The 21,768-nt window shown below is 43.7% G+C and carries 16 protein-coding genes and 2 pseudogenes; 9 read left to right on the forward strand and 9 right to left on the reverse strand.

All coding sequences use genetic code 11. The features are described 5' to 3' along the window. Positions 1 to 41: 41 nt before the first annotated feature. Positions 42 to 1,379, reverse strand: a complete 1,338-nt coding sequence (locus V1L52_RS08565; RefSeq protein ID WP_428768764.1) for a tetratricopeptide repeat protein — start codon at positions 1,377 to 1,379, stop codon at positions 42 to 44. A 115-nt stretch (positions 1,380 to 1,494) separates the two neighbouring features. Between V1L52_RS08565 and V1L52_RS08570 the strand changes: the two are divergent. The 5 genes and pseudogenes from V1L52_RS08570 to V1L52_RS08590 form a co-directional block, all read left to right on the forward strand. Further along, positions 1,495 to 1,908, forward strand: a pseudogene (locus V1L52_RS08570) (Hsp70 family protein); the annotation flags it as partial. A 954-nt stretch (positions 1,909 to 2,862) separates the two neighbouring features. Further along, positions 2,863 to 3,024: pseudogene (locus tag V1L52_RS08575) on the forward strand (LysM peptidoglycan-binding domain-containing protein); the annotation flags it as partial. 4 nt (positions 3,025 to 3,028) lie between these two features. Then, positions 3,029 to 5,089, forward strand: a complete 2,061-nt coding sequence (locus tag V1L52_RS08580) for a flagellar assembly lytic transglycosylase (protein ID WP_428768766.1) — start codon at positions 3,029 to 3,031, stop codon at positions 5,087 to 5,089. Between the two features lie 69 nt (positions 5,090 to 5,158). Then, complete coding sequence (locus V1L52_RS08585) at positions 5,159 to 6,874, forward strand: ABC transporter ATP-binding protein (protein ID WP_428768768.1); 1,716 nt, start codon at positions 5,159 to 5,161, stop codon at positions 6,872 to 6,874. A gap of 51 nt (positions 6,875 to 6,925) precedes the next feature. Next, on the forward strand, positions 6,926 to 7,285 hold the full coding sequence (locus tag V1L52_RS08590; RefSeq protein WP_428768770.1) for a YccF domain-containing protein: 360 nt from the start codon (positions 6,926 to 6,928) through the stop codon (positions 7,283 to 7,285). A gap of 193 nt (positions 7,286 to 7,478) precedes the next feature. Here the strand turns inward: V1L52_RS08590 and V1L52_RS08595 are convergent, their stop codons facing one another. The 8 genes from V1L52_RS08595 to V1L52_RS08630 all read right to left on the reverse strand — a co-directional run bounded on the left by V1L52_RS08595 (position 7,479) and on the right by V1L52_RS08630 (position 17,800). Next, positions 7,479 to 7,907, reverse strand: a complete 429-nt coding sequence (locus V1L52_RS08595; protein WP_428768772.1) for a flavodoxin — start codon at positions 7,905 to 7,907, stop codon at positions 7,479 to 7,481. A gap of 208 nt (positions 7,908 to 8,115) precedes the next feature. Beyond that, positions 8,116 to 9,411 carry a phosphopyruvate hydratase gene (gene eno, locus V1L52_RS08600; RefSeq protein ID WP_428768774.1) on the reverse strand — a complete coding sequence of 432 codons (1,296 nt, stop codon included), beginning with the start codon at positions 9,409 to 9,411 and terminating at the stop codon, positions 8,116 to 8,118. A gap of 67 nt (positions 9,412 to 9,478) precedes the next feature. Next, positions 9,479 to 9,856, reverse strand: coding sequence for a heavy-metal-associated domain-containing protein (locus tag V1L52_RS08605; protein ID WP_428768776.1), 378 nt, complete (start codon positions 9,854 to 9,856; stop codon positions 9,479 to 9,481). Positions 9,857 to 10,064: 208 nt separating this feature from the next. After that, a complete protein-coding gene (gene feoB / locus V1L52_RS08610) occupies positions 10,065 to 12,101 on the reverse strand; it encodes a ferrous iron transport protein B (RefSeq protein ID WP_428768778.1) in 2,037 nt (678 codons plus the stop codon). A gap of 60 nt (positions 12,102 to 12,161) precedes the next feature. Beyond that, positions 12,162 to 12,383, reverse strand: coding sequence for a FeoA family protein (locus V1L52_RS08615; RefSeq protein WP_428768780.1), 222 nt, complete (start codon positions 12,381 to 12,383; stop codon positions 12,162 to 12,164). Between the two features lie 77 nt (positions 12,384 to 12,460). Next, positions 12,461 to 12,691, reverse strand: a complete 231-nt coding sequence (locus V1L52_RS08620) for a FeoA family protein (protein ID WP_428768782.1) — start codon at positions 12,689 to 12,691, stop codon at positions 12,461 to 12,463. A 143-nt stretch (positions 12,692 to 12,834) separates the two neighbouring features. Next, complete coding sequence (locus V1L52_RS08625) at positions 12,835 to 15,846, reverse strand: type III restriction-modification system endonuclease (RefSeq protein ID WP_428768784.1); 3,012 nt, start codon at positions 15,844 to 15,846, stop codon at positions 12,835 to 12,837. 1 nt (position 15,847) lies between these two features. Continuing rightward, the gene (locus tag V1L52_RS08630; RefSeq protein ID WP_428768786.1) at positions 15,848 to 17,800 is read right to left on the reverse strand and encodes a DNA methyltransferase; all 1,953 of its coding nucleotides are present in this window, start codon (positions 17,798 to 17,800) and stop codon (positions 15,848 to 15,850) included. Between the two features lie 133 nt (positions 17,801 to 17,933). On the opposite strand from V1L52_RS08630, the gene V1L52_RS08635 reads away from it, so the two are divergent. The 4 genes from V1L52_RS08635 (at position 17,934) to V1L52_RS08650 (ending at position 21,752) form a co-directional block, all read left to right on the forward strand. After that, on the forward strand, positions 17,934 to 18,242 hold the full coding sequence (locus V1L52_RS08635) for a helix-turn-helix domain-containing protein (RefSeq protein ID WP_428768788.1): 309 nt from the start codon (positions 17,934 to 17,936) through the stop codon (positions 18,240 to 18,242). A gap of 229 nt (positions 18,243 to 18,471) precedes the next feature. Continuing rightward, positions 18,472 to 19,743 (forward strand): sensor histidine kinase, encoded by a 1,272-nt coding sequence (locus V1L52_RS08640; RefSeq protein ID WP_428768790.1) that lies wholly within the window; start codon positions 18,472 to 18,474, stop codon positions 19,741 to 19,743. Continuing rightward, entirely contained in the window at positions 19,727 to 20,395 is a 669-nt protein-coding gene (locus V1L52_RS08645) for a response regulator (protein WP_428768792.1), read from the forward strand. Before V1L52_RS08640 ends, V1L52_RS08645 begins: the two co-directional genes overlap by 17 nt. A gap of 118 nt (positions 20,396 to 20,513) precedes the next feature. Continuing rightward, a complete protein-coding gene (locus tag V1L52_RS08650; RefSeq protein WP_428768794.1) occupies positions 20,514 to 21,752 on the forward strand; it encodes an ABC transporter substrate-binding protein in 1,239 nt (412 codons plus the stop codon). The last annotated feature ends 16 nt before the right edge of the window (positions 21,753 to 21,768 follow it).

Raw genomic sequence — 21,768 nt, forward strand, 5'->3', positions numbered from 1 at the left:
ATAACAAGCCGTATGTGTAAGAATAATTTCCCTCCCCCCTATTATACCTTCGCGAATATTTTAAGCAGTTGAGTTTTATCCACCAAATCTATCGGGCGGCCTTCAACGTATTTTCTTGCTTCTTCCGAATAAGTTCCCGCGGTGATACAAATACCGCGGCCGGCTTTCAAATCACGAATACGTCCGTGAAAATCGCGTACATACAATTCACCCGTGGAGCCGGTACTGCGGTAAAACCGAAATACAACCGAATCTTCCCACTTTGCCGTTTCTATTTCCGTTTGAATCTCGGTAACATCCGGCTTTGCATCGATGGATAAAATCTTTACGCTTGCGCGCGAATAAAAAACCGAAACTATTTTACGGCACAGAGCAATAAAATCGCTTTGAGCCGACATAAGATAGGTTTTTAAGGTATTGTTTTGGCTCAACTCCTGATAGCGGCTGATAAGAATGCGCACGTCTTTATAGCCCGGAACGGTTATTTGAATCGTTTGCAGTAGATTCAATGCCTTGGTCATATCGTTTTCCTGCAAATAAATCTGTGCCAGATTATAGCGGATTTGAGTCAATATATCCAAGGGAGCTTCGGTATGCTTTAACCCGATTTCATAATCCTGAACAGCTTGAGCCGGCTGATTATAAAACGAGTGAATTGTTCCCGCCAAAAGACAGGAGCGGGCCCCGTACTCGGGATCGGGCCGTAAATGCATAAAAACTTTTAAGGCCTTATCTCCCATTCCGACCGAATTCATGGAATCGGCCATGGAAAACAAAAGCTCACGGTTATCGGGTTTAACGTCGAGAGCGCGCTTTAAATACGGAAGAGCATCCCTGAACAAACGTCCCCGGTACAAAGACAGCCCCATAAATTCAAACAATTCGGGAACTTCTTTACCCGAAGACAGGGCTTTTTTCAAAAAAGGAACCGCCTTTTCATATTCTTTATTTTTATAAAAGCTTTGTCCCAAATAGTAATTGACTTCAAAACTGTCGGGATCTTTACGGCGTGCAACCGACAAAGCTTTGACGGCCTCGGGCAGTTTTCCCAGCTTAACCGAGCAGATTCCTAAACGAAGCGTCGCTTGAAACACATCCAAATCCGGATATACGGGAAGAATCTCGACAAGCGTATTCAAAAGCGGAAAGGCTTTTTCCCATTGCTGTTCTTTATAATACAAGTCGCTCAGGGGAAGCAGGGCTGCAGGGTCACGGGAATCCTGAGCCAATCTTTTTTCCGCGGTTCGTATGATTGAAGACCGGCTTTTCGGTTTTTGCGTCGTTTGCCGGGCATTTTTTGAAGACATAAAAAGAAATATCAGCGCAACTGCGGCACAGGTTGCCGCAATACCCACTAATATGGGAAATACCGAAGTCATACCATATATTATGCCCATGATTCGGTATAATGTCAATAAAGAGAATTTCCGTTTTATATCATTTTATACCATTGACAAGATTAGGTAAGCATACTACGATATTATTGAGGTGTATATGAGTAATACATTTATCGGATTTAAGCAAGCGGACGGTTCATTCTATCCTGTTTTAAAAGACGGAATTGCCGAAAGCAAACAGCTCGATGTAACAACGGTACGTGACGATCAAACCGCCGTTAAAATCAATTTGTACAAAAAAAATACGGACAGCCTCGATGAGCCGGAATATGTCGATACCCTGCTTATTGAAAACCTTATACCCCACCCCAAACAGGAACCGACAATACATTTAAAAATAAATCTCGATGAAGACAATGTGTTAGCCGCCGAGATATCGGATCCGGAAACGGGTAATAAATCCGATATACGCGTGTCGATGGTAACCCTGCCTGCGGATCAACTCGATGCCGAACCCGATTTTGAAGTGTCCTCATTTCCGCAAAACGATTTTTCGATAGATGAAAACACTGCAAAAGACACACCCGCAGACCTGTCCTTCGATATGCCCGACAACATCGGGTTCGATATGCCCGAAGACTTGAACTTTGATATGGAGGCCCCTGAAGAAGAAAAAAGTGATGACTCCTTCGCCGATAACGCGGGCGAGGCAGACGATTCTTCTGAAATGTCGTTCGATATGCCGGAGTTCGAAGAAGAAGATGCCTTTGCTTCTTCCGATTCGGAAGAACTGAGTTTAAATGACGATGCCCCGATTGTCGATGACGATTTTCCCACGCCGCACAGTGAAGAAAGCGGCGACTTTTCTTTCGGTGATACCTCAAAAGCTTCGTCGATGAGTTTCGATATGGATGAACCGGATGATTTTTCTCCGGCCGCCGGCGGCTCCGACGATTCAACAATGGCAGAAATGTCCTTTGACATGCCCGATGATATGTCGTTTGATATGCCGGATAATACCTCTTTTGAGACATCCGATAATACTTCCGATGACAGTTCATTCGATATGCATGATGATAAACCTTTTGATACGCCTCCGGTTGAACCCGACTTTGAAGAGGTGCAAAACGAATCGTCAAAGAAAAAATTCGGTTTCGGCCGAAAAAAACAGGCTTCTTTTGTAAGAGAGACGCCGCCCCTTTATGACCAGAACTTACCCGACGATATAGACGATTCATGCAGCAAAAAGAAATGCCGTATTGCGGTGATTATCTGCATTATATGCGCAATACTCTGTATTCTTGCGGTTATAGGCATCTTTTTGCTTTTCCCTTGGAAAAAAAGCAGTCCTCCGCAAACCGGCAACATTGTCACGGTAGAACCTCCTTCGCATATGCAAATGCAGACTCCGCCAGAAGAGCCTGCAAAACCCGAAGAGAATACGATTGTCGTCGTGGAAAAAGAAACGGTTGAAAACCGGGAAGTTGTTCCCGAAAAATTTGAAAGCGCCGCCGAAACCAAACCTTCGGCCGTACGGTACCTCATCAAATGGGGCGACACGCTTTGGGATCTTTCGGATACCTATTACCGCAACCCTTGGCTTTATCCGATTATCGCACGGGAAAATAAAATCAAAAATCCCGATTTAATCATTGCGGGAACCTATATTGTAATTCCGCCCCGATAACGACATGCCGCATAAAAAAGTTTTTTTCCCCCTCCTTTTTATGATTTCGCTCATGGCGTGCGGTTCAAGTAAACCCGAGTTTTCCGCCGATTATTATTTTGACGGTTTAAAGGCTGCAGCCGCCGAAAAAAAGGGAGAGGCGGAAAAAGCGTTTCGTAAAAGTATTGCAAAAGACAGCATCCTCGCCGCCTCGCTCGCACAGGAAGAATTGTTAAAACTCCTATATGAGAAAAAAGATTTTAAAAGCCTGATAAGTTTAACCGAATCCCTTGCTCCTGAAAAAGATATTCCTGATACAAACCTTGCCGAACGCTTTCAACTGGCGGCCTTGCTGCAAAGCGGCGATAAAAAAAGCGAAAAACTCGCCGAAAAGCGCTTTTTTTCCGCAGCCTTTACCTCCGCAGACCGCAGGCTGTTTGAAAAACCCGAGTTATCCGAAGCGATAAGCGGCTTACCGAAACACATTCAAAACGCTCTGCAATTCAGAACCGCATTCAATAAGCGCAATTACGTACAAGCGTTGAATATTCTAAAAGAACAAACGGAAAATGAAGCCGGTTCGCACAGCGCAAACGCCGGCGATTCTCCCATTGAAACTTCGATTATGCTTTTTTTTGATTTGTACCCGGCCTTTCCCGCCTTTTCCGAAGTCTGTGCGGTTTTGCTCTACGGAAGCCGGGACACTGCCGAACGCTCGGAATATGCCCGGCAGCTCGGTACTGCAGCCGTCTTTTACGCCGAGCAGACCTCTCAAAACAACCTGTTCGCGGACAGCGCCCAAAAAGCCTTTTACTGTGCCCTTTATGCCGCACGTTTGTTTGCACGCTGCGCAGAGCCGTACCGCAGACAGGCATTTGACTGGTTTGAAAAAGCAATTGCTTATGCCGGCGGCAATGCCTTGCAAAGCGAAAACTTTGACAAAGCTCTGTGGTATTATCTTGACAGCGCCCTAAAGGTATCGGACCGTACGGCTGTCGGTCTTTTACAAACCTATGCTTCGCAATGGCATGATCCCTCTTATTTTGACGATATATTATCGCTTTTATCTTATAATCTGCTCAGCGCCCGAAACTTTAAAGGCTGTTACGCCGTATACGAAAGTTTATCGCCTTATATGTCGGCGGATATGCTTTCAAAATATGCCTTTATTTCCGCACGGCTGGGAGAAACGGGCTTACTGGGAGCCGATTTTTCCAAAGAAAAAATAAAAACCGCATTAAAAAAAGCCTATGAAGCTCCCGACGGAAGCCTATACTATAGGCTTTTGGCCGCCGAGCGATTGGACATTCCCTTTGACAACATACGAAAATCGCTTTTACGCCGTAAAAAAAAGCAGGGAGCGGAAGCGGATATACAAGCCGAACTTTTGTTAAAAGAGTACGCCGCACAGGGTTTGGAACAACAGCTGTATCCGCTTTTTTTACGACTGAAAGATAAAATCGGGCAGGATACCTCTGTCGAACTGAGCGGAGCTTTAGCACAAAAAGAACTTTATCCTCAAGCTTTACGGACAGCCGTACATTCGTTCGGCAAAAGCGACGACCCGATAAAACAGTCGCAGCTTGAAATGCTGTATCCGCGTTTTTACAAAGAGACGGTCGAACAGCTTTGCACCCGATACAATGTTCCGGAATACCTTGCATACGCCCTTATACGAAGCGAAAGTTTTTTCGATAAGGATATACGCTCAAGCGCGGGAGCCGTCGGCTTAACCCAGCTTATGGAAAGTACGGCCTCCGACATTGCACGCAAATTAAAAATCCGCACCTACGATATAGCCGACCCGGCTGTAAACGCCGAATTCGGTATTTTTTATCTTAAAGAATTGATCGGCCGCTTGGATAATTCGGTGCTTCTTGCCCTTTTTTCGTACAATGCGGGCATTACCAAGGTTCGCCGCTGGAATGCGGCCCACAACGACTTGAGTAAAGACTTATTACTGGAAGTGCTCCCGTATAAAGAGACGCGCGAATACGGACAAAAAATCCTCACGGCAGCGGCCCTTTATGCCTGTCTTTATTACAATAAAACAACCCACGATATCGTACGCGAAATTATGCAGTAAAAATAAAACCCGTTTTCATCCGGCAGTTTATTTCTGTACATTTTCCCGAAAAACCGCTACAATAAAAATATGCGCTATTTTTTATCCTTTTTCAAACCGCACCGTAAACTTTTTATTGCAGACCTTATATGCGCCGCCTTTATAGCCGCCGTAGACTTGATTTTTCCGATGTTTACCCGCCGTGTATTAACCGATTTTCTCGGCTCCGGCGCGTTCAAAACTTTTTATCTGTTTATAGGCGTATCGCTGTTTTTATATCTTATACGCACGGGAGCCGTCTATTTTGTCAATTACTTCGGCCACCTGTTCGGAGCCCGCGTTGAAGCCGATATGAGGCGCGCCATATTCAGCCACATGGAAAAGCAGTCCTTTGCCTTTTTTGACCGCAACCGTACCGGACAGCTTATGTCGCGCATCACCACCGATTTATTTGAAGTAACCGAACTTGCCCATCACGGCCCTGAAGACGTATTGATTTCCGCCCTCACCATATCCGGAGCCCTAATCCTTATGGCTTCAATACAATGGAAACTTGCCCTTATCCTTGCCGTTTTTATGCCCCTTCTCGTACTGCAAACCGTTTTATCGCGTAAGCACATTATACGCGCATCAAAAAGCGTTAAAGAAAAAACGGCCGAAATCAATACCGCCATAGAATCCGCAGTTTCCGGTATTCGGGTTACTCAAATTTTTACAAATGAAGCATACGAGCAAAAGCGCTTTAATGCCAACACCCAAGCCTATTATAATGCGCGTAAGCTCTTTTACCGCGCAGTTGCATCCTTTGCCTCCCGCATGGATTTTTTTACTTCGATTCTAAATCTGATTATCCTCGCCGCAGGCGGATTTTTTATTATGCACGGCAAAATGCACATAGCCGATCTTATTACCGCCCTGTTGTTTTCCGCAGCATTTTTACAGCCCGTTCGCAGGATTACCGCCTTTGTCGAGCAATACGCAAGCGGTATGGCCGGCTTCCGCCGCTTTGCCGAGATAATGAACACCTGCGACGAAATACGCCCAAATCCCGGCGCAATCGATATAAAAACGGTACGCGGAGACATAGCCTATGAAAACATCGGCTTTGCATACAATAACGGTATCACGGTTTTGCAAAATGTAAACCTGAACATAAAAGCCGGACAAAAGGCTGCCTTTGTAGGCCCTTCGGGAAGCGGCAAAACCACATTGTGCAGCCTGCTGCCGCGCTTTTACGACGTACAAAGCGGCTCTATCAAGCTTGACGGGCACGATGTACGTGATATAAGCCTTGAAAGTTTGCGCCGTAATATCGGAGTCGTACAGCAGGACGTGTTTTTATTCGCAGGTACCGTAAAAGAAAACATCGCATACGGTAATACAAAAGCAAGCGATGAAGAAATCATCGAAGCGGCACGCCGCGCCGAAATTCACGACGACATTATAAAAATGGCTCAAGGCTACGATACCCTTGTAGGAGAGCGCGGCGTACGTTTATCCGGCGGACAAAAACAGCGCATTTCGATAGCGCGTACCTTTTTAAAAAATCCGCCCATCCTTATTTTGGACGAGGCAACCTCCGCCCTGGACACGGCAACCGAGATTAAAATTCAAAAATCATTTGACGAATTGGCAAAGGGACGTACAACCCTCATTATAGCCCACCGCCTTTCCACTATCCGCAATGCCGACCTCATCGTTGTGGTAAACGATGAAGGAATCTGCGAACGGGGCACACACCGCAGCCTTTTGGCACAAAAAGGTTTATATGCTTCATTATATCAGGCGCAAAACGGATTGGTTTAAAACAATTCACCTTATTGAATACACATAAATACAAACTGTAAAGAGGTATATATGAAAATACTGGGAAATATTTTGTGGTTTATTTTCGGCGGCTTTTTGGCCGGACTCGGCTGGCTTTTAACCGGGTTATTGTGGTGCTGCACAATTATCGGCATACCGGTCGGAAAACAGTGCTTCAAACTGTCGGCTGTCGCCTTTTTCCCTTTCGGAAAAGAAATTATACCGGGCGGAAAAGCGGGCTCTCTTGTTTTAAACATCCTCTGGCTCATATTCGGGGGATTTGAAATCGCTTTGACAAGTGCCCTCGCCGGCCTTTTGTTGTGCTGTACCCTCGTGGGCATTCCTTTCGGCATACAGCATTTTAAACTTGCACAATTGGCCCTTGGCCCCTTCGGAGCACGTATAAAATAAAAAAAAGATGCGGCGCTGCCGGACGAGAGCAGCGCCGCATGGAGACTCAGTATTTTTACATAATAGAAAACACACACCCTCGTATCAACGATACAGAGGAAAAATTATGGCCGAAAATCAAAGCGGTACACAATCGGTATCACACCGATAAAACCGCATAAGAAGAAGCCGCTTCCAATTAAAGAAACGATTTCTAAAAAGAAGCAACTTCTTTTCCGAAGTCCTTACATAATTGAACGTCATCGCCTTCGGGCAAAAGATGAACAATTAAACCTGCATCTTTGAACAATTTACCGCCGGCGGCACGAACGCGGTCTTCCCACTGGCGCATCCATTCGCCGTCACCCCAATCGTAAGAGCCGAACAAGGCGACTTTTTTACCGGACAGAGAACCTTCAAGAGATGTAAAAAAGGGCTCCATTTCGGCTTCTTCCAAAACCTCGGCTCCCATAGCGGGACTTCCCAAAACCAGTACATCATAGGCAAGGGCATCGGAGGCCGAAACATCACCGGCTTTTACCATAACGGCCTCCGCACCGCCGGTACGGATTCCTTCACAAATAAGCTGTGCCATCGCTTCGGTATTTCCGGTTGTACTTGCATAAATTACGCCTGCTTTCATATACACTCCTGATATTTTATCCCGCACGGCGGTATCTTTATACACCCGCAACGGTTTGTTTTATATGTTAATTATAACTAACTTTAAAAAAATGTCAATAGGTTTTGAAAAGAAATTCACACAATAATAAAAAAACGGCTGCCTTGGAAGCTTTCCAAGACAGCCGCACTTAATCGAAAACAGACCGTTTTTGAGTCAGCCCCTTTTTTTAGTGTTTTTGATTAAAGGTTTTTACGCCCGGATAGCGTGCGGCGGCACCCAAATCTTCTTCGATACGTACCAATTGATTGTATTTTGCAACACGTTCGCTGCGGTTCGGAGCACCGGTTTTAATTTGACCGGCATTCAATGCAACCGCCAAATCGGCAATAGTGGTATCTTCGGTTTCACCTGAGCGGTGAGATACGACGGCGGTAAAGCCCGCTTTGTGGGCCATTTTGATAGCTTCCAGGGTTTCACTGATTGTACCGATTTGATTCAATTTGATTAAGATTGAATTGGCGCAGTCACGTTCAATACCCTTTGCAAGACGCTCGGTGTTGGTTACGAATAAATCGTCTCCTACGAGCTGAACCTTATCGCCGATTTCTTTGCGCAGCAAGGCCCAGCCTTCCCAGTCTTCTTCGTCCAAACCGTCTTCAATCGAATAAATCGGATACTTTTCAACCAGAGCTTTCCAGTGGGCCACGAGTTCGGCGGAAGTAAGTTTGCGGCCGCTCTTGGGCAGCTTGTATTCGCCTTTTTTTGCCCCCTTCCACTCGCTTGATGCGGGGTCCATGGCAAGTACAAAATCTTTACCGGGCTTGTAACCGGCTTTTTTTACCGCCTCTAAAATAAGCTCAATAGCTTCTTCATCGCTTGCAACGTCGGGTGCAAAACCGCCTTCATCACCTACGGAGGTTGCAAGACCCTTTGACTTTAAAATCGCGGCCAAAGCGTGAAATACTTCCGTACACTGGCGGAGTCCCTCGCTGAAGGATTTTGCACCTACGGGCATAATCATAAATTCCTGGGAATCGACGGTGTTTGCGGCATGGGCGCCGCCGTTTAATATGTTCATCATCGGAACGGGCAATACGTTTGCATTGGAACCGCCGAGGAATTTGTATAGAGGAATATCCAAAGAAGCGGCTGCGGCACGGGCTGCGGCAATGGAAACGGCGAGCATTGCGTTTGCACCCAATTTCGATTTATTGGGAGTTCCGTCCGCTTCAATCATCAATTTATCGATTTCATAGGTATTAAGAGCGTCGGCTCCTTCCAAAGCATCGTTTATCGGGCCGTTGATATTGGCAACAGCCTTGGATACGCCCTTACCTCCGTAGCGCTTTTTATCGCCGTCGCGCAATTCCACCGCTTCATAAGTACCGGTTGAAGCACCTGAAGGAGCAGCCCCGCGGCCGATGGTTCCGTCGGCCAATAAAACCTCCGCTTCTACGGTAGGATTTCCGCGGGAATCGACTATTTCCCGGCCCTTTACCGAAATAATTTCAGCATAATTCATAATATCACCTCTTTGATAAAATCACTATCCCCAAAGGGACAGGTTTTTGCATATAAAAACCGAACGCTTATAAAACCCGTATACGGGTAACTTCAAAGCCCCTATCGGAAACGGCGGCTTCAAGCTTTTCCGCCGATATCTCTTTTGAAAGCTTTACCGACGCACTGTTGTTTTTTAAATCGACCTCGGCGGATACACCGTCAAGAGCATTAAGGGCTTCGGTTACACTGCCGCTGCACTTTTCACAGTGCATACCCGTAATATCCAAAACCAAAGAAGAGGATGCGGGATACAGAGTATCTTTATCCGAATTGCCTTTTCCGGCCGACGAACAGCCGCCCGAACATGAAGAACAGCCGCAACAGCCGCCGGCGCCTTTACGGATACGCATAACGGCTAATACAACAGCCGCAGCGACGATAATCAAAATAATAATATTAATCATAAAAACTCCTATTACACAGTATAAAATAAATCATAAATCGCGATAGCTCTAATACAATATTTTATTACTTATATTAAGGTACTACAAAAATCATAAATATACAAGTATTTGCAGTATTAAAAAAGGGCTGCCTCAAAGGTTTTTCCTTTTTCGGCAGCCCCGTATTTTTTAATTAAATAAGCCAAACCTGAACGTACAGGTCATCGTATTACACAAATAAAAAACCTGCCCAGTATACAACGAGCGCAACGATATAGGCGGTAAGCATTTGGATACCGACGCCGCCCCAGGTTTTTTTCCATGTTTTTAATTCGCGTTTCATCGAACCGACGGCCGCAAAACAGGGCATACACAAGAGGTTGAACAGCATATAAGCCAAAGCCGCGTTCGGGGTACGGATATCTTTTTTCATTGTCGGAAGAGCGTTTTCGTCGGCGCCTTCAAAGAGAATTCCCTCCGAATAAATATCGGGAGCGGCTTCGGGGTCGTATTCACCGTTTTCAAATCCGAGTTCTTCCAATTCTTCCGCACTCATTTTACCGAAGAATTCGGCAAGATATTCTTCGGAGGTATCGTCGCTGTACAGTTGAGCGAAGGTAACGACGACGTTTTCTTTTGCAATCCATCCGGTAACAATACCGACGGCCGGCCTCCATTCGCCGAATCCGAGGGGTTTGAAAACGGGAGCAACAAAATTACCGATACTTGCCATAAAGCTGTCGTCCATTTCGCACATAACCGACGCTTCTTCGCCCGCGCTTTCTTTAAGGTTTTTGCCGGTAAGAGAGCCGACATTAAAGTTCGAAAGCACCCAAATTAAAATCGTAGACAATAAAATAACCGTACCGGCTTTAACGCCGAAGCCCTTCACCTTTTCCCAGCCGAGCATAAGAACGCTTTTTAAAGTAGGCCAACGGTACTGGGGCAGTTCCATAATAAAGTTGGAAACGGCCGATTTAAACATCAATTTGTTCATTAAAAGAGAAACGATGACGGCAACGACAATACTGGTCATATAGATGGAAAACATAACCAGGGTTGTGTTTTCGGGGAAAAAGATTGCACAAAACATTGCGAAAATCGGCAGTTTTGCACCGCAGGGAACCATACCGGTAATAATAGCGGTAATGCGCCTGTCTTTTTCGCTTTCCAGGGTACGGGTTGCCATAATAGCCGGAACGCTGCATCCGAAGCCCATCAAAATCGGGATAAAGGAGCGGCCGGAAAGACCGAATTTGCGGAAAATGCGGTCCATAACAAAGGCGACGCGCGCCATATAGCCGCTGTCTTCAAGGAAGGCCATCAATACGTACAACACCAAAACGAGGGGCATAAAGCCCAAGATGGCGCCGATACCGCCGAAAATACCGTCGATAACCAGGCCCATCGCCCAGTCGGCAGCCCCTGCGGCTTCAAGACCTCCTGCAACCAAGCCGGTAAGATATTCCCAGACGGTTCCGACAAAGCCTTCAAGCCAGCGGCCGGGACCGTTTATGCCTAAAAAGAGGAAGTTTTCGCTCAATGCACAGGCAAACATCAGGTACATAATAACGGCAAACAGGGGTAAGGCCAAAAATCTGCTTGTCAAAACTTTATCGATTTTATCGCTTGCCGTTTCCTGACGGACAGCGTCCGCTTTGGAAGCCTTTACAACGGCCTGCTTTACAATGCCTGCAATGTATTTATAGCGCTTGTCGGCAATCACTTCTTCCGAATCGCCTGCATCGTATATTTTTTCGAGCTTTGAAGCCGTTCCCTTTTTTGCCGCTTCGATTGCAGCCTGCATCAATTCATCGGTACCCTTTCCGTTGCGTCCGCAGGTGGGAATAACCGGAACGCCGAGCAGTTCCGACAGTTTTTTTGCATCGATTTTATCGCCGCGTTTTTCAACTTCGTCAATCATGTTAAGGGCAATGACAACGGGAACGCCGGTTTCCAAAATCTGCAAAGTTAAGTACAGGTTGCGCTCGATACTCGTTCCGTCGACGATATCGATAACCGCAGCAGGGCGTTCTTTTACGATATAATCGCGGGCGATTTTTTCTTCTTCCGAATACGGTGAAAGCGAATAAGTTCCCGGAAGGTCCAAGACGGTTACGGTACGGTCTTTTTTATATTCGCCTTCTTTTTTATCGACGGTAACGCCGGGCCAGTTTCCTACATGTTGGCGGGAACCGGTAAGAGCATTAAAAACGGATGTTTTTCCGCAGTTGGGATTTCCCGCAAGGGCAATTGTATAACTCATATATACCTCCTGATTATTATCAATTTAAGTTTTATGTAACTAAGATTTGATGAAAAAAAATCAGCCGACTTCAATTTGCCGAGCTTCGTTTTTACGTAAACTCAATTGATAACCGCGGAGCATTACCTCCAAGGGATCTCCGAGGGGAGCTTCTTTTACCATTGTGATTTCCACACCGGGAGTAATTCCCATGTCCAAAATTCTGCGCCTAAGCAGATCATCTTTTGTACTGACGGATACAACCGCAGCTTTTTGCCCCGGCTTTAAATCAAGTACTGTCATATAACCTCCATATACTGAACGGATTTAAAATCCGATTAAATGAACAAGCATGTATATTGAGACGGCATAAAAAATAATCAGTATACAATAATACCGTGAGCAAGGCCTCGATTTAAAGCCAAGCGCACACCCTTAACTTTGAGAATAAAACCGGAGGAATTTTCTCCGAGCACTTCAACTTTTTCCCCGGGAATTAATCCCATATCGAATAAATGCTGTCGAATTTCTTCACTGCCGTGAAAACTTTGTATCGTCCGTATTTCACCGCAGTTTACCATTGACAAGGGCATATCTCCCCCTTTATACATATATTAGTATACCCTAACTATAACCGGATTGTCAACAGAACGGAAAGAAGTTTACAGGACTTTAACATGAAAAAAGGATTTTAGCTCTAAAGCAATCATCATACATACACCTTCCCATACTGAAGGGTATCCATTCCGGTTTTTCACAAATACAAATCGTTGTTTATATCGTCGCCTTTTATAACGCTTTCAATTATTTCCGTCATGTCCTGTTTTGAAATTTGCGGGCGGTAATATACGTCCGGCACTTCTTTCCGTAATTTTTCAAACAGTTTTCTTGCAGCAGTGATTTTTCGTCTTTCTTCCGGATCAATATGGTCTTTTGTTTTATCCTTTGTTTCAACTACAAGATTTAATTGTTGTTTACCGTTTTGCCTATTAATTACGTACATAAAATCCGGGCTGTACGTGCCGTCTGCATAAGTCGGAATTCGTACTGTCCTGCGCGGAATCTTCCCGTACACTTCAACCGATGCAATGCGTGATTTTATATCGTGAGTAATATTGCTTCGCTCCAAATCGGAATCATAGGCGCACGAATCATACAGATAATTTTCAAGCGGAGTTTCTTTGCAGTTCAAAACGCCTATGTCATTGCGGACAACGTATTCTTTTACGGAATTATTTTCGTCACACAGCGGGTCTGCTACGGGCGCATTTACTTTTTCATAAGAATATTTTTCGGCAAAGGTCTTTATGTACCAGTCCCGATAATCTTCGATTAAACGCCGTAAAGTCTGTTTGCTGAAGAATTTTTCAGGCAGCGGATGTTCCTTAAAATATTCGCAAAAAACTTCATGCAGGAGCGTGATCGGAATATTCGTCTCGTTTTGCGCTTTTTTTAAGAAATCCGAATACGGCATCTCTTTTTTTAGTGAGAATGCCGAACCTGTTTCGCTCGTGAATTTTACGCTGCCGTCATCACTTTTTGTTGTTTGCCGTATTGAAGTTGAAACATTTGAAGATGCGTCGATTCCTTTTTTGAGCATCGTAAAAAGCATTTCCTTTAAGTCTTCTTCTTTTGTAGAATCTATATGAAGATAAAATTTTTGATTTATGCTGCGCCAAAGAGAGGCAAGTTTATCGTAATTTTTCTTGCGGATTTTTACTTTTTCGCTGAATTTCCCGCCTGCCGCATTTACGTTGACGATTTTGCCTTCATTCAATGAAGTGAACAAATCAGGATAATTTTCCTTGAACGCAGAAAGATTGTCCGAAATCGGCTCGTGAGTTTCCGGGTCAATATAATCTTTTACAATCAAATCCTTAAAAAAAGCCTTAATATCAATCTGTTTTTTCTTTGCGTATTCTTCAAGGAATGATTTTGTAATTTTAAATTCCACCTCTGCCCCGAAGTTGATTTCCGAAAGCAATTTTTCCGCAAAATCTTTTTCCGAATAATCGATTATATACCGCAGATAAAATTGCCTTTCGCTCTGCCGCTCGCCGAGTTCGTCAACAGGCAGGCGCAAACCTCGCCCGACCTCCTGCAGCTTGCTCGTTTCGCTGCCGCTTGAGCGCAGCTTTGCAATGACAAAAATATTGGGATTATCCCAGCCTTCTTTAAGCGTCCATTTTGAAAAAATAAACCGCGTCGGCTCCCATTCGCCGTTTTCCGTTTTGATTTTGATGATTTCATCTTTTTGCCGAAGAACTTTATCAACCTCTTGTCGAACTTCGTCGCTGTCGGTGTTGTTGTCTTCCGCAAAATAACCTGCAATCGTTTTTTTTAGATTTTTAAGAGAAAACAAAAGATAATCCGCATATTCTTTTTCTTCCCGTCGTGCCGATTTTTGATATTTTTTAATCAAATCGTGAAATTTTTCCTTTAAAAGACGCTCAAACTCCTGCCTTAAAAATCCATCATCCCTAAAAGATTGAATCGAATCGATAAAAAAGAGCGAAAGTGTTTTTATTTTTTTCACATCTGCGCAAAAATTATCGTATTCCTTTTCAAAATGACGATCAATGGCAAGGTTCAGCATTGTCGTCTGGAAAGTCTCGCCGAAAATATCCGGATAAAGGGAATCGCTTTTGTGCAAAATCATTCCGTTGTTCAGCTGCACTTCCGCTTTTGAAATTACGGCAACGTGAATATTTTGAAAACTTACATCGATTTCCGAAAGGGAAGCGTTTTCCTGTAAATCAAACGTCTTTTTTGTCTGCTCGTTTTGAAAACGCACGGATTTTGCTTCGCCTTTTGCCGCGTTTATTTCAAGCACTTTGATTTTTACACGGTCTTTTATCTTGTCCTCGTCCGCGATGTATTCAACCTGCACGCCTTTTACAAGATTGTCGTTAAACGCCCGGCACGAGTTCAATGAATACACGACATTTTCATAGTCGATTTTGTCCTTTCCCATTTCGGGGAAGGTCGCACCGTACCGGATAATCACCTGCGGCTTGATTTTTTCAACAAGTGTTTTGAACGTTCCCTTTGTCCGGTTGAATTTGTGCGGCTCGTCGATAATCACAAACGGATTTATATTCCGCAACACTTGGTACGGATTGGTAAAAGTTCCGAGCAAAGTCTGGTCGTATTCCGCGTCCATTGTTTTTGCGGAATTCAACATTCCGCTGTTCGTCAAAAGCACGTCGATTTTGTTACCGTTCAAATCGGTGTTTTCCGCAAAGGCTTGAATTGCGGCAGGAAAAGGTTTGCGTCCCCGTGTGTGTTGCTTTTGAGCGTCAAGCACGTGAAGGCGCAGTTCCGTTCCGCCGTAGAGTGACTGCAAATCGCTTTTCATATATGCGGACTTCAAAAAAGATTTTGCGCCTTCCTTAATCGGAACAGTCGGCACAAGCACGATGAATTTGTTTACGCCGTATTTTTGATGAAGCTCGAACATCGTCCGCGTGTAAACGTAGGTTTTTCCGGTTCCGGTTTCCATTTTTATATCGATATTCAGATAGTGCGCACTTGAATCCGTGTAATTTTGCCGGAGCGTTTCCGGCACGGAATAATCGTCCGAAAAACAGCCGGACTTTTCGCCGTTTTGAATTTGCACGATATTGGTTTTTATTGTTTCTAAATCGCTTGTCATAAAAGGGCATTTTGTGCGGTCGGCGGAAAACCGCCCCTCGATATTGTCAAAGACGCGGAGCACGGCATTGATTGCGTTTATTTGATGCGGTAAGTTTTGTTCAAGCTTCATTTTAGTACCTTATGATCGGCTCAATGGGGTTGCGGTTTTTGAGCGTCTTTAGATTTGTTGAAAGCGAATTAAGCGCATCAAAATCGAATGAATAGCCGTAAACGAAAATTTTATCCGCGATCAGTTCAAAACTTTCGATTTTACGAATCAGCTCTTTGACGGATTTTTCTTCCATCCCCATAAGCAAATACAGATATTTTCCGATTTTTTCATCTTCCAAAAGATAGGCGGCGCAGCCTGCAATATCGATTTTCTTGCGATTGCAGTTAAAACCGAATCCGTCTTTTATCTGCCACGTTTGAAGCAGCGTAGTTTCGCCGAGCGATTTTACAATGTCGCCGTCGCTTGTAAAAAGGTCTTTCGGATTAAACGTTTTGATTTTATCAAGCGTGTTTTGCGGCATTGATTTTAAGTAGAACGTTTGAAAGCCCAAGTCCGCTTTTGTCTCCGGATTTTCAGCTTTGATTTTTTCGGCGGCGCGGCGGATGCGTTCTCGCCCGATTTCGTCGATTGTCTTGTAGCCGGCTTTTTCCGCTTCACTGCCTTTTTTTACAGGCTCGTCAAGCTGAACCATGATGAATTTACGGCTGCCGCCGTCTTGGGCGTTGAGCTGCATTACGGCATGGGCGGTTGTAGCACTGCCGGAGAAAAAGTCGAGGATGATGTCGGAAGAATCAACATAGCTCCCCATTTCGCATACCCGCATTACCATTTCTATTGGTTTAGGATAATCAAAAATCTTACCTTCAAATAATTCTTTGACAAGCAATGTTCCGTTTTCTGTGTTTGAAACTTTATCCCACCACACTGAGCGAGCCATCATTCTTGATTCACGATATTTTTCAACAATCATAAAACTTCCATTTTTCATAGGTTTAGCTTTTATTTCCGTATTTAAATTCTTTAAAGATTTTTCTTTTCCCCAACGCCATACTACATTTATACCTTGGGATTCAAGAGGAAATAATTCAATCCAACCATCATGCGCTGTTAAGTCAATTGTACATAATCCATACTCATCCAGCTCTTTTGGGTTTATGTAAAATGGATAATACAGGTTAGGTCGATTTTCTTTGTTAAATTTTACATTTCTATTACGGAGTTCTCTTAATTCAAATCCACCTCTTTCATCAAACATTTTAAATTCATTATTTTCATCTTTTATCAAATTAAGCTCACATAAATCACTTTTTTTGTAGCACAAAATATAATCATGCATTCGTGCAACTCCGCCATAATCTCTCCCTCTTGGATTTGCAACAACAGTAATTTCTCCGACAAAATTCCCTTCCCCGAAAACTTCGTCGCAAAGCCGCTTTAAATTCGCCTGCTCGTTGTCGTCAATGCTGATAAAAATCACGCCGTCGTCGCGCAACAGTTCTCGCGCAAGGGCAAGGCGCGGATACATAAAAGTCAGCCATGCGGAATGGGTGCATTTTCCGTTCATGCTGCAAATACGCTCCGCTTCATCTTCCGTTACGTCGAGTTTTTCGACAAGCTCTTTTGCCGTAAAACCGAACTTGTCGTTGTAAACAAAATCATCTTTTCCCGTGTTGTAGGGCGGGTCAATGTAAATGCACTTGATTTTTTCGGCATAGGAATATTTCAGGTGCTGCAGGGCATCCAAATTGTCGCCGACAATGTAGACATTTTCACTGCTTGTTTCGGCGTTCTGTTCGTCCGGTACAATCACCGTTTCGCTGTCCAGATTTGCCTGATAACGGGCATAGCTTTTCCCGAGAAAGTTCAGCGTAAAACCTTCTTTTTTTATATCGACTTCGTCTTTGTTTATAAGTTCTGCAAGTTTTTCCGTGTCAAAATGTTCTTTTATGACAGTGCCGTTTTCGTCGGTCTCCGGCTTTGAAAAACACTGCGGAAAATATTTTTTCAATATTTCAATTTCTTTGCTGTTCGGTTTTATTGATTCGTTGTATTTTTGTGTATCGTTTTGCATTGAAAACTCCGCCTTATAAATGAAAGTCTAATATTTCGTCTTTTACTGCAATAAAGTTTATAATTTAGACTTTATTATAAAATCGGTCTATTTTTTAGAATTATTTAGACAAAAAGTCGATTATTATGGAGTGGTGAGTAACATAAAATCGGACTTTGCGGAAAATTTAATCTTCTATAGAAATCGGAACTCTCTTTCACAGTTGGAGTTATCAGGTATTTGCGATTGCGGCAAAAGCACAATAAGCGGAATTGAAGCGGGAAAAACAACACCTTCTTTTGACTTGATCCGCAGACTGGCAGATGCCCTTGAGATCCATCCTGCAGACCTGTTCTTACGCAACGCCAGCAAAAACCGTAAAGATATGCGGAAATTTTTTGATGAAGAGTTGTTGCCTAAAGTCCAGGAGATGATAGAAAATAAATTTCCCGTTGCAGACTGAATATTCTCTCATACTGAAGTCCTGCCGAACGGTTAATACCTTGTATGAATCGGTCAAACCGCAGTATAATTCAATAGGCTTAAAAAAACAATTCGGCTGTTTTGAACGATTTGCGGCATACCGCATGAGCCGTTAAATTCACAATTTATGAAAACATAACGGATGTAACATTAATGGAACTATGACGACAAAAGATCTGTTGCAACGGCAAAAAGGTATCATACGCTTTATGCGGCTCCCTTTACCGGGTATTATTTCCGCACTCCTGCTTATGTATGCCTGCCTGAATTTTGCACACATCCATCCGAACCCGATTGAGGCATCCGTATCGTTGTCCACTAGAAACACCTTAAACCGGCAATCTTTTTTTGTAACGTTTTATGTTTTTACCGGGCTTTGTGCGGTATGTTTATTTTCAGCATATATACTGCGGCGGCAAACGCAGCGCATTTTAATAATTGTACCGTCTTTTGTTTTTATTGTACTCGGTGTGTATGCCGTACCTGATTTTTTTACAATAAAAATATATCTATATGCGGCATGGATAATTACGGCGGTTATGCTGCCGGAGGTTCCTTTAAATATGATTATCGGATTTGCGGGAACATGTACGGCTGCATTTTTTTTGTTGTTTCCGAATGTATTGGGTATCGATATAATATCACATATCATAAAAACGGACACCAAAATAGAAAGATATACATATCCGGTCTATTTATTCGGTATCCTTATCTTGATGGCAAGCTTACGTTATGCAATGGAAAAATGGAACGAAAGCGTTGATACCGTATTGCACCTTAATACAATTATGACCAAAATGAGCATACTGAATCATAAATTACAAAAAGCCGCAAAAAAATGGCGCGAAGATGCAGCCGAAGAAGAACGTTTGCGAATTTCCCGCGATATGCACGACAGCCTCGGCTATCTGTTTACCAATATTATAGCTTTGATGGACGGTGCGGTCAGTTCAAACGGAGAAAACTGGAAACAGCTGCAGGAGATTTGCCAAATTGTAAGAGATCAGGCGAAAAACGGTTTAACGGAAACACGTAAAACACTGCACGCAATCAGAAATATTAAAGAACCGCTTTTCCGAAGTATAGATACGATTTATCAACTCAAAAAAATATTTGAAGAAGTAACAGGTATACATATCGTCATTGAAATCGGCAATATAAAACAAAATTACGGACTGACTGTCAATACCGTTCTTGTGCGGGCACTTCAGGAAGCCTTTACCAATTCAGTTCGACACGGCCGAGCTACCTATATCGAAATACAATTTTGGGAATTTCCGGATTATCTTTCAATGACCATTACCGATAACGGTATAGGTTCAAAAAAAATAGTCAAAGGAATAGGACTTGCCGGTATGGAGGAGCGCTTAATGAAAGTAGGAGGTAGTCTTGAAACACTGTCGCCTGTGGAAGGAGGCTTCCGGCTTGTCATAACAATTCCTCTCTCCCAAACGGAGGATATATATGCAGACAACACATAAAAAACAAAAGATATTGCTTGTAGAAGATCAGTTTTGCTTTGCCGTCGGTTTAAAAACATTTTTAACGAATTATGCACAGGATTTGGAAGTTATCGGTATCGCCGATAACGGTCAAAAAGGCGTGGAAATGACAAAAGAACTTGAACCGGATATCATTCTGATGGATGTACGTATGCCGGTTATGGACGGTATCAGTGCGGTAAAAATCATAAAAAAAGATTTTCCGAATATAAGAATCGTTATGCTTTCAACATACGACGAAGACGAATTTGTACGCGAAGCCATTCTTTCCGGAGCTTCGGGATATTTGCTCAAAGATACGTCTCCGACCGAACTGATTATATCAATCCGTGCGTTGAATACGGGCATCACGCTTATTTCTCCCGACATAGCAAAAGATCTGGTGCGCCAAAAATATATTGAACGAAGCCCTTATGACAAACGGCAGACCGAATGGCTCAGTGTTTTGACGCGGCGGGAACGTGAAATATTCGCTTTACTGGCAACCGGTCATGACAATGAACAAATTGCCGAAACATTGCATATAAGCTTGAGGACGGTACGCAATCAGGTAAGTATTATCTATGCAAAACTGGAAGTTAAAGACCGTTTTGAAATTATTCAGCTGGCAAACCGCTTACGCCCGGTATAATACATCTTTAAAACAGCGTCCCGCATAAAATCGAAAATTCGGTACTTTTGTCCCTTGCGTCCTCTTTCAAGCGGATTTAATATATAAGCGTCAGAATATATATGACAAGGAGGAAAAAATGAAAAAAGCGTTTTCAGTATGTGTCCTTGCTTTACTCACCGCCGCCCTTTTTGCCGGTGGAGCAAAAGACTCGAATGAATTGGTCATCAATTCGTATTATTCCGATGAGGCGGCAAAAAAAGCCTTTACCGCTTTGGTTTCGGAGTTTCAAAAAGAAAATCCGGATATAAAGGTAACGGTTAATGCAAGCGCTCATGAGCAATTTAAAACTCTGCTCCCCTCATGGCTGACATCGAATCAAGCCCCCGATGTTGCCACCTGGTTTGCAGGATATCGAATGCAAACCTTTGCCGAGCGCGGATTATTGGAGCCAGTAAACGACGTTTTCCCCGGCGGCAGCTTCGAAAAAGAATTCCCCAAATCATTTAAGTTTGCCGCTTCATCAAAGGGAAATATATATTTTGTACCGCAGGCTTGGTATTGGTGGGCAATCTATTACAATAAAGATACGTTTGCAAAATACGGCTTAACACCGCCGAAAACGTGGAACGATTTTTTACAAGTTTGTGCCGTTTTAAAAAAGAACGGAGTCAGTCCTATTGCCATTGGTACAAAAGAAACCTGGACAACGGGAAGCTGGTTCGATTACATCGACAGTGCGGTAAACGGAGGAAACTTTCACCGCGAATTGACACTCGGCAATGTCGCCTATACGGATCCGAAAGTAAAAGAAAGCTTTAAGGTTATTGCGGATTTGGCTGAAAAAGATTATTTTTTACCCAATGCCTCCAGCTATTCATGGCAGGAAGCCGCAAACTTTATGATCCGCGGAGAAGCGGGAATGTTCCTTATGGGACAATTTATCATGGATGCAACCCCGAAAAATATGCAGGACAAAATCGACTTTTTCCCCTTCCCGCTTTACGGGAAAAATACCGATTACGCAGTCGATACCCCCACTGACGGATTTATTCTGCCGGCAAAAGCAAAAAACAAAGCAAATGCAAAAAAATTCTTAGCCTTTGCCGCAACAAAAAAGGGGCAGGAACTCTTTTGTAAACCCATCGGCCGTTTAGCAGCAAACGTTAATGTTCCGCCGGTAAGTCCCGAAGCCAAAAAAGGCTTGGAAATGGTATTGGGTGCATCAAGCGCAGCCCAATTCTACGACAGGGATGCTCCCGAAGAAATGGCCGCAAAAGGCATGAATGCAATTGTCGACATTATGCACGAACCCGCAAAACTCGACAGCATATTGGAAGCATTGGATAAAGAACGCATACGTATTTATAATAAATAACATAAGATGCGGCGGG

Source organism: Treponema sp. HNW (assembly GCF_050320395.1).
Classification (GTDB): Bacteria; Spirochaetota; Spirochaetia; order Treponematales; family Treponemataceae; genus Treponema_C.

Bases quoted from the DNA above. Each gene is read 5' to 3' on its own strand.
- V1L52_RS08565 (WP_428768764.1), bottom strand. From the start codon at position 1,379: ATGACTTCGGTATTTCCCATATTAGTGGGTATTGCGGCAACCTGTGCC.
- V1L52_RS08580 (WP_428768766.1), top strand. From the start codon at position 3,029: ATGCCGCATAAAAAAGTTTTTTTCCCCCTCCTTTTTATGATTTCGCTC.
- V1L52_RS08585 (WP_428768768.1), top strand. From the start codon at position 5,159: ATGCGCTATTTTTTATCCTTTTTCAAACCGCACCGTAAACTTTTTATT.
- V1L52_RS08590 (WP_428768770.1), top strand. From the start codon at position 6,926: ATGAAAATACTGGGAAATATTTTGTGGTTTATTTTCGGCGGCTTTTTG.
- V1L52_RS08595 (WP_428768772.1), bottom strand. From the start codon at position 7,907: ATGAAAGCAGGCGTAATTTATGCAAGTACAACCGGAAATACCGAAGCG.
- eno (WP_428768774.1), bottom strand. From the start codon at position 9,411: ATGAATTATGCTGAAATTATTTCGGTAAAGGGCCGGGAAATAGTCGAT.
- V1L52_RS08605 (WP_428768776.1), bottom strand. From the start codon at position 9,856: ATGATTAATATTATTATTTTGATTATCGTCGCTGCGGCTGTTGTATTA.
- feoB (WP_428768778.1), bottom strand. From the start codon at position 12,101: ATGAGTTATACAATTGCCCTTGCGGGAAATCCCAACTGCGGAAAAACA.
- V1L52_RS08615 (WP_428768780.1), bottom strand. From the start codon at position 12,383: ATGACAGTACTTGATTTAAAGCCGGGGCAAAAAGCTGCGGTTGTATCC.
- V1L52_RS08620 (WP_428768782.1), bottom strand. From the start codon at position 12,691: ATGTATAAAGGGGGAGATATGCCCTTGTCAATGGTAAACTGCGGTGAA.
- V1L52_RS08625 (WP_428768784.1), bottom strand. From the start codon at position 15,846: ATGAAGCTTGAACAAAACTTACCGCATCAAATAAACGCAATCAATGCC.
- V1L52_RS08630 (WP_428768786.1), bottom strand. From the start codon at position 17,800: ATGCAAAACGATACACAAAAATACAACGAATCAATAAAACCGAACAGC.
- V1L52_RS08640 (WP_428768790.1), top strand. From the start codon at position 18,472: ATGCGGCTCCCTTTACCGGGTATTATTTCCGCACTCCTGCTTATGTAT.
- V1L52_RS08645 (WP_428768792.1), top strand. From the start codon at position 19,727: ATGCAGACAACACATAAAAAACAAAAGATATTGCTTGTAGAAGATCAG.
- V1L52_RS08650 (WP_428768794.1), top strand. From the start codon at position 20,514: ATGAAAAAAGCGTTTTCAGTATGTGTCCTTGCTTTACTCACCGCCGCC.